Source organism: Halogeometricum sp. CBA1124 (assembly GCF_009741955.1).
Classification (GTDB): domain Archaea; phylum Halobacteriota; class Halobacteria; order Halobacteriales; family Haloferacaceae; genus Halogeometricum; species Halogeometricum rufum.
In genome coordinates this window covers 1-7,638 of the sequence record NZ_WPCD01000177.1, presented here as the reverse complement: position 1 = coordinate 7,638, position 7,638 = coordinate 1, and the positions used below count along the sequence as shown (strand labels likewise).

Sequence of the window (7,638 nt, the reverse complement as noted above, 5' to 3'; positions counted from 1 at the left end):
CCCCCGGTCGGGCCGAAACATGCAGTACCTCCGCGACGCCCGAACGCGTCGCCGCAACTCGACCACCTCGGTCACCGCGACCGGGTGCTGGACCTCGCGTCCGAGTCGACGCTGACGGCCGGCCTCGACGCCGACGAAGTCGTCCGCCTCGACTTCTCCGCCGGCGCCAGCGAGACGGCCCGCGAGGAACTCGGCGACAGCGTCGACACCTACGAGGTCACCGAACCCGAGGCCCCGCGCCTGCCGTTCCCGGACGACCACTTCGACGGCGCGGTGTGCATCGGCCCCTACGACTGGAAGTTCCTCGACGTGGCCGGCCTGACCGACGAAGTCCACCGCGTCACCACGTCCGACGGTCTCTACGTCTTCTCCGTGCCGACGCCGCGGTCACCCTACGCGGCCAACGGGAACAACCGGTTCTACGAACCCGCGGAGGCACTCGACGTCGTCTCCCCCGACTGGCACCTCGCGGACTTCGACCTCCTGTTTCAGTACCCCCGCCGCCTCCACCTCCTCGTCAACTCCCTCCCCGAGGACCTACAGGACCGGTTCGTCACCGTCTCCGAACGCCTGTCCGATGAACTGACGGACCGCGAGATGTGGTCCCGCGCCTCCTACATCGTCCTCGCGGTGCGGCCGATGAAGTTCGAGTCGTACCTCGAACGCGGCGTCGACGCCCTGTTCCGCCCGACGAAGGAGGACGGCTTCTGGGACGAGGTGACCGACTCCATCATCCGCGCGCTGAACTACGAGTTCGACGGCGACGACGTGACGTGGTCGCGCGACGAGAGCAGAGAGTGGCGCTACGCCACGATGGCGATGATGGGCGTGATGAACTGGCGGGCGTCGCCCGTCGGGTCGGACCGCCACGACGAGAAGATTCATCGCGAGTTCGAGTACTTCGACGAGCACATCGCGTCGGGCGAACTCCCCGAGGAGATGCCGAGTTACGGTCTCGGCCCCCTGCTGTCGGCCTACGCGACGGCCGCGACGGTGTTCGAGGACCGACGCGAGTCGTACCTCGACTCGGCGCGGACGCTGTTCGACCACGCCGCGGAGACGGTCGAGTTCGACCACGCCGAGGACAGTCTCGTCCTCTACGGCGCGACGTACCTCCTCGAGGCGGACCCGACGGACGAACGCGTCCGCGGGTTCGTCGAACGCGGCCTCGCCGAGGTGTCGGACCGCCGCGACACCGAGGGCCTGTTCCACTTCGACAACGCGACGACGCGCCGGCACCAGAACCAGATGTACACCTGCTGGGCGCTCTCCCGCGCCATCGAGGTGACCGGACAGACGGGCTACCTCGCTGACGTGGAGTCGGCCCTCGACTACACTATCGAGAACCGAATGCGCGAGGACGGCGCGTTCGTCTGGGAGGACCTGCCCGCCTACGCCCGCGTTCCCGGCGAGATACGGAACCGCCTGACGTCGCAGACGCCGTACTGGCACTACCTGTACGAGTGTCACCAGACGTTCTTCGTCAACGCCGTCGCGCACTACGACGACGCGGGCGGCGAGGAGGACTACACCCACGAGGTGCGCCGCGCGATGGCGTGGATATTCGAGACGAACGGCACCGGCCGGGACCTCGTCGACGTGTCGGGTATCGGCGTCCCGATGCGGCAAGTGACCGTCGACGGCCGGATGGACAACCGGCAGTTCACGCGCGGGTGGCGCGACCAGCAGTACAAGGGAACGTACGAGGTGGGGTCGTACGTGATGGCACTGACGCACCTGCTCGACGGCACCATCGACTGACGCCGTCGTCCACCGCGGCGCGTCCGCGCCACCGGGCGGGGACTTCGAATCCCGTCGTGCCGTTCCTTCACAAACCCTGATTCCGCCGAAATCGGCACGCTCGAAGCCGTAGCCCGCCTATAACTATCCGGCGCGGGACCGTCCCATCGGTCACCACGATGACGCAGACGCAGTCACGACCCAACATTATCTGGATCTCTCTGGAGAGCGTCCGCGCGGACCACACCTCCGTGGGCGGCTACCACCGCGACACGACGCCGAACCTCCGCCGAATCGCCGACCTGCGCGACGGGCGGTCGTTCGACAACTGCTTCTCGCACGCCCGGTGGACGCCCGCCGTCTCGTCGTCGATTCTGACGGGGACGTACCTCACGACGCACGGCGTCGGCCACGCCAACACGCGCGACGTCCGCCGCCTCCCCGAGGACCTGCAGACGGTGCCGGAACTGCTGAGTGCGACGGGCTACGCCACCGCCGGGTTCAGCACGAACCCGTGGATAAGCGACGTGACCGGACTGGACCGCGGGTTCGAGCGGTTCAAGGCGAATCCGAACCGCGACGACTTCCTCTCGCCGCGGGGCGTGCGGGCCGGGCTGAAGTACCTCCGCGAGTTCACCTCGACGGGGGCCGGGTTCGAGACGGAACCCATCTACCACGCGCAGTGTCTCCCGCCGTACTACCAGTGTCAGTCGCTGTGCGAGTGGGTGGACGACCTCTCGGCGGACGAGGAGGACCGCCCGTACTTCCTCTACACGCACATGAACAGTTCCCACCACCCGTACAACCCACCGCTGTCGCTGTTAGAGCGGTTCCTCGGCGAGTTCGAGGGGACGCCGAAGGAGGCCATCGAGACGGCGAAGGAACTGACGAACAACATCTGGCGAGAGGTCGCCCACGGCTGTGACTTCACCGACCAGGAGCGTGCGGCGCTCACGGCGGTCTACGACGCCGAACTCGCGTTCACGGACCACCTCGTCGGCAAACTGTTCGACCACGTGCGCCGGAACACCGACGAGAAGACGGTGTTCGTCGTCACCGGCGACCACGGCGAACTGTTCGGCGAACAGGGCGTCCTCGGGCACAACCTCACCCTGCACGACGGTCTGACGAAGGTGCCGATGGTGACGTACGGGATGAACTTCCCCGAACGCGTCACCGAGGGTATCGTCCAGCACGTGGACGTGATGCAGACGCTGGTCGGTGCCGTCGGCGGCGACACGAGCCAGTTCCAGGGCGTGGACCTGACGCGCGAGACGCGCGATTACGCGCTGATGCAACGCGGTCCCCGCCTCGACGATTTGGACACCATCCTCGAACACAACCCGGACTGCGACATCGGCCGGTACCACGCCGGCGCGGTGGACTGCATCCGCTCTGCGGAGTGGAAACTCCAGCGCAGCGACGACCGGACGGAACTGTTCGCCCTCCCCGACGAGGAGACGAACGTCGCGGACGACCATCCCGACGTCGCCGCCGAGATGGAGGCCAAACTGGACGAGATGCTGCCGGACAAGCGGTTCGACGACGACGACCGGGAGGCGGCCAACCAGGTGGAACTCTCCTCGCAGATGGAGGACCACCTCGCCGACCTCGGCTACCTGTAACCGCGCCGTCGCGTCGCGTCCGCAGGTCGCCGGCGACCCGTCGAGTTCGTCGGCCGCGTGACGACGCCCGCGTCCGGGCAACGTACCAGTAGAGAAAATTGAAAGTGCGTAATTAGAGTAATTATCCAAATGCGGTCTTCTAGAGTACGGTTACTGTTAGGACGGCGTTTTATCGTGACGTTCGGAAGTTCAGAGAGCCGTTATCGGCGGCGGGTCTGAGATTGTCGTGGCTAACTTTGGGTGCCGGCTCCCTGTCAACTGGCCAACGCAGTCTATCCATGATTCGCTCAGACACCCGACAGCGCGCACTGGCCGTTCTCTTGGCCATCGTGACACTCACATCCTCCATCACTGCGGGCGTCGTCTTCGCCGCCGGACCCGCGGCGGCGCACGACGACCACACGGCCGGCGGCGGCACCGACGGCTCGAACGAGTGGGCCACCGACTCCGACGCGTTCCGAAAGGAGACGGTCCTCTCCGGACTCCAGCGACCGACAGAGACCGTTTTCCTCCCCGACGGCCGGATGCTCGTCATCCAGCAGGGCGGCGAGATACTCATCGACGACCCGGACACGAACGGCGGAGCCGAGACGTATCTCGACCTGAAGAACGTCGACAGCATCGAGTCCCAGCGTGAACGCGGACTCCTCGGCATCGCACTCGCCCCGGACTTCCAGCAGAGCGGCGAGTTCTACCTCTACTACACGCGACTCGCGAACCCGAACGCCGAGGAGAAGGTCGACACCGACCCGCGAAACGTCCTCGCGAAGTTCGAACACGTGGAGAACGGCGGCGGGACGGCGAGTCGGGGCGAACCGGCCGGCGAGTCGATAGAGGACGCCATCCTCTGGCGGAACGAGATTCGGGCCGGGAACTCCATCGTCTGCTGTCACTTCGGCGGCGGCCTCGACGTCGGCCCGGACGGGAAGATATACATCACGACCGGCGACGAGTTCCAGGGCTGGCGCGCACAGGACCTCTCCGTGCCCGACGGGAAGGTCATCCGTCTGAATCAGGACGGCTCCATCCCGCAGGACAACCCGTACGCGAACGACGGCGACCCCGAGACGCTCGGCGAGATATGGGCGTCCGGCCTCCGGAACCCCTACCGCGCGAAGTTCGCCCCCAACGGGAACTTCTACATCGGCGAAGTCGGCGGCAACAAAGAGCCGGAGTCGCAAGAGGACATCAACATCGGGCAGAAGGGCGCGAACTACGGCTGGCCCGACTGCGAGGGGACGTGCGAGGACCCCTCGTACACGGACCCCCTCTACACCTACTCGCACGGTGAGTCGGGCTTCCGTCCCGGCGCCGCCGTCACCGTCGGTCCGGTCTACACCGGCGACGCCTACCCCGACGAGTACGACAACGTCCTGTTCTACAGCGACTACAACGACGGCTGGATAAAGTACCTCACGCTGAACGACGACGGCACCGAGGTCGGAGCGAGCTACAACTTCGCCCGGCAGGCGGGCGCCATCGTCTCGATGACGACGGGGCCCGACGGCGCCCTGTACGGCACCAACTACATCGGGCAGACGGGCGAGGGGTCGATAATCCGCTACGTCTACGAGGGCACGGACGCCGACACCGTCCCGAGCATCGACTCGACCAGCGTGACGCCACAGTCCGGCGCGGCACCGCTGGACGTGACGTTCGAGCGTCCGCCAGCGACCCCGACGGCGACGACCTGACGTACACGTGGTACTTCGGCGACGGCACGTCCGCCGAGGGCGCGAGCGTCACTCACACGTACGAGAACGCGGGGTCGTACGACGCCTACGTCGAGGTGACCGACGGGAACGCGACGGTCGAGTCGGACACCACGACGGTCAGCGCCGGCGGCGCACCGAACGTGGAGATTACGTCGCCCGCGGACGGGTCGACGTTCCGCGCGGGCGAGTCCATCGACGTGACGGCGAACGTCACCGACCCGGAGGACGGGGAACTGAGCGGCGACGCCATCGAGTGGTCCGTCCGCCTCGCTCACAACGCGCACATCCACCCCGACAGCACCCCCACGGGCGAGTCCTTCACGTTCGACGTGCCGACGACGGGACATCCGACGACCGGTGACGTGGGCTACACCATCTCGGTGACCGCCACGGACTCCGACGGCCTGCAGACGACGGAGAGCGTCGAGATACGGCCCGAGGAAGTCGACGTGACGCTCCGGACGGAGCCCGACGGCGTCCCCGTGGACGTCGAGGGGTCGCCCGAATCGACGGACGGCGGCTACACGTTCGACACGGTCATCGGCTACGAACACAGCCTGTCGGCGCCGCAATCGGTCTGCCGGCAGGGGACGACGTACGAGTTCGCCAACTGGAGCGACGGCGACACCGACCGCACGCGGACGTACACCGTCCCCGACGCGGACGCGACGCTGACCGCGCGGTACGAGGCGGCCGGGTCGTGCGAAGGACTCCCCCAGAGCGGACTGGTCGGCCACTACGAGGCCGACGCGGGCGTGACGACGAACGGGAGCGCCGTGACCGGGTGGACCGACGCGTCCGGGAACGGGAACGACCTGGACGCCGCGGGCGCACCCCAGTTCGTCGCGGGCGGCGCGGACGGTGCCGCCGCCGTCGCCTTCGACGGCGAGGACGACGTGCTCCGGCGGACCGGTCTCATCGGCTTCCCCGCCGGGGACGAGAACCGGACGATGTTCCTCGTCGCCAACTACACCGACAACGGCGGCGGCTTCGGCGGCGCGGCGTACGGTGCCGCCGCCTCGAACCGGGCGTTCGGCCTCGTCGTGGACGACGAGGGCATGCTGACCGTGCAGGGCTTCGGCGGCGGCAACGACTTCCCCGCCGACCGACGGGGCCTCGGCGCCGGGTGGCTCACCCAGTCCGTCGTCTACGAGGGCGGACAGTTCACCCAGTACGCGAACGGCCAGCAGCTAAACAGCGGCACGCACCAGTCAGACGAACCCGAAGCGGTTCGTCGTCGGCGGCGAGATAACGCCGCCGCCCTACACGGAGATGCAGGTGTCGGCCGTCCTCGTCTACGACCGCGCCCTCTCGGAGACCGAACGGCGACAGGTCCAGAACTACCTCGCGGCGAAGTACGTCGGGACCGACGGCGCGAACGAACCGCCCCGACTGGACGACATCTCGGTCACCTACACCGGCGGGCAGAAGGTCGTCGACGTGACCTCGCGCGCGACAGACGACGGCGACGTCGACGCGTCGAGCGTCCGCGTGGTCGAGGGACCGACGAACGGGACGGTGACGAACCCCGGGAACGGGTCCGTGACGTACACCACGACGAACGCGAACGCGACGGGTGACGCGTTCACCGTCGCCATCAGCGACGCGAACGGCTCCGAATCCGCGCCGGCGACGGTGGACCTCACTTACCAAATCAGCGAGGCCAACGCCCCGCCGACGGCGAACGACGACGCCGCGACCGTCACCGCCGGCGAGAGCGTCGAGATACCCGTCACCGCGAACGACGGTGACGCCGACGGCGCAGTCGACGACGCCTCGGTGACGGTGGTCGACGGACCCGCCGCCGGCGAGGTGACGACGAACGGCGACGGCACCGTCACGTACACGCACACCGGCGACGGCGCGACGACCGACTCGTTCACCTACGAAGTCGCGGATGGCGACGGCGCCGTCTCGAACGTCGCCACCGTCGAAGTGACCGCCGAGGCGGCCGCACCGGCGGACGACGGGACGCCCGAGACCAGAGACGACTACGCGTCGGTCGACCCCGGCGGCGAAGTCACCGTTGACGTCCTCGCGAACGACTCCGCGAACGTGGACGCGGAGACGCTCCGCATCGACGGCGACGGCGAGTTCGGTACTGCCACGGTGACGAACGGCGAACTCGTCTACCGCCACGACGGCGGTGCGACGGGCGACGACCTGATAGAGTACACCGTCGCGGACGAGAGCGGCAACCGCTCCGCGCCGACGTTCGTGTTCGTCGACGTGAACGAGTCCACCGCGCCGGTGCCAGACAACGGCGGGTCCGACGGGAGCGACGACAGTAGCGGCGATGGGGACAACGAGAACGACAGCAGTAACGACGGAGGCAACGGGAACGACGGTGACGACAGTAACGGCGGCGGGTCGAACCCGCCGGCGAACCCCGGCGGCGGTGGCGGCGGTGACGACGATGACGACGACAGACCGTCTCGGCAGTCCAGTCCGTCGGGGAGTTCCGGCAGTAGCGGCTCCGTCCCCTCCGCCGACGAGGAGGCGCCTTCCGCGTGTCGAACCTGACGCTGTCGGCGACGAACGTCGGCGTCGGCGAACGC

General features: G+C 67.9%; 4 protein-coding genes and 1 pseudogene. All 5 read left to right on the top strand.

Going from position 1 to position 7,638, the window contains the following annotated elements:
- Positions 1-1,761: class I SAM-dependent methyltransferase (locus tag GJ632_RS16975; protein ID WP_231751636.1), on the top strand; the 1,761-nt coding region annotated here is incomplete at its 5' end.
- A gap of 158 nt (positions 1,762-1,919) precedes the next feature.
- Positions 1,920-3,365, top strand: a complete 1,446-nt coding sequence (locus GJ632_RS16970; protein ID WP_089811219.1) for a sulfatase — start codon at positions 1,920-1,922, stop codon at positions 3,363-3,365.
- Between the two features lie 278 nt (positions 3,366-3,643).
- Positions 3,644-5,059, top strand: coding sequence for a sorbosone dehydrogenase family protein (locus GJ632_RS16965; RefSeq protein WP_191453570.1), 1,416 nt, complete (start codon positions 3,644-3,646; stop codon positions 5,057-5,059).
- Positions 5,056-5,265 (top strand): annotated as a pseudogene (locus GJ632_RS24080) (PKD domain-containing protein); the annotation flags it as partial. The gene GJ632_RS16965 and the pseudogene GJ632_RS24080, both read left to right, overlap by 4 nt.
- A gap of 1,087 nt (positions 5,266-6,352) precedes the next feature.
- Complete coding sequence (locus tag GJ632_RS22370; RefSeq protein ID WP_231751635.1) at positions 6,353-7,603, top strand: Ig-like domain-containing protein; 1,251 nt, start codon at positions 6,353-6,355, stop codon at positions 7,601-7,603.
- Positions 7,604-7,638: the final 35 nt, after the last annotated feature.

What these genes read in the sequence shown, in the direction of transcription:
- GJ632_RS22370 (WP_231751635.1), top strand. Translation starts at nt 6,353, where the DNA reads ATGCAGGTGTCGGCCGTCCTCGTCTACGACCGCGCCCTCTCGGAGACC.
- GJ632_RS16965 (WP_191453570.1), top strand. Translation starts at nt 3,644, where the DNA reads ATGATTCGCTCAGACACCCGACAGCGCGCACTGGCCGTTCTCTTGGCC.
- GJ632_RS16970 (WP_089811219.1), top strand. Translation starts at nt 1,920, where the DNA reads ATGACGCAGACGCAGTCACGACCCAACATTATCTGGATCTCTCTGGAG.